Origin of the sequence: Spiroplasma sp. hy2, assembly GCF_044714365.1 — a bacterium.
Classification (GTDB): Bacteria; Bacillota_I; Bacilli_A; order Mycoplasmatales; family Mycoplasmataceae; genus Spiroplasma; species Spiroplasma phoeniceum.
Map to the genome: position 1 here is coordinate 1 of NZ_RXFZ02000382.1, position 700 is coordinate 700.

At 27.0% G+C, this 700-nt stretch carries 1 pseudogene; it reads right to left on the reverse strand.

The window, feature by feature from the left end:
- Positions 1 to 73: 73 nt before the first annotated feature.
- Positions 74 to 514, reverse strand: a pseudogene (gene glyA, locus EHV01_RS06805) (serine hydroxymethyltransferase); the annotation flags it as partial.
- Between the last annotated feature and the right edge of the window lie 186 nt (positions 515 to 700).

Genomic DNA, 700 nt, shown 5'->3' on the forward strand with positions numbered 1-700 from the left:
TAAATTCCTATAATTTCTATTTTAAATATATTTTATAGGAATTTTAAAATAACTAGGTTATGCAAGAAGTCTAATCTAACATTTCGGTTGTAGGATCAACTTGATAACTACGAAAATCATATAATCGACCAGAAAAATTAACATTATGACCATGGGTTAAGTGACCACCTGCTGCTAAATCCATTGCTAAAATAGTATCACGTGGTTGTAGCAAAGCATAATAAGCAGCAGCATTTGCTTGACTACCTGAATGTGCTTGAACATTAGCATGTTCAGCTTGAAATAACTCCTTAACCTTATCAATTGCTAATTGTTCAACTTGATCAACATATTCACATCCTCCATAATATCGGTGAAATGGATATCCTTCAGCATACTTATTAGTTAAAATTGAGCCTGTAATAGCTAAAATTGCCTCACTAACATAATTTTCTGACGCAATCAATTCAACATGATTTTGTTGACGTTTTAATTCCAAATCAATTAATTTTTTAATTTGTGAATTCACTTTCATTATTTTCATCTCCATTCTATAACTTCTAATATCATTATATAGAGATAAATAAAAATAACTTCAATAAAAGTCTTTAATTTTGTCGAAAACTCTTGATATTTATAAAATATACCTAAAATTAGGTATATTTTTAATATATGGAGGTAAATAATTAATGAAAAAAATAATTACAGAATTAATAAATAG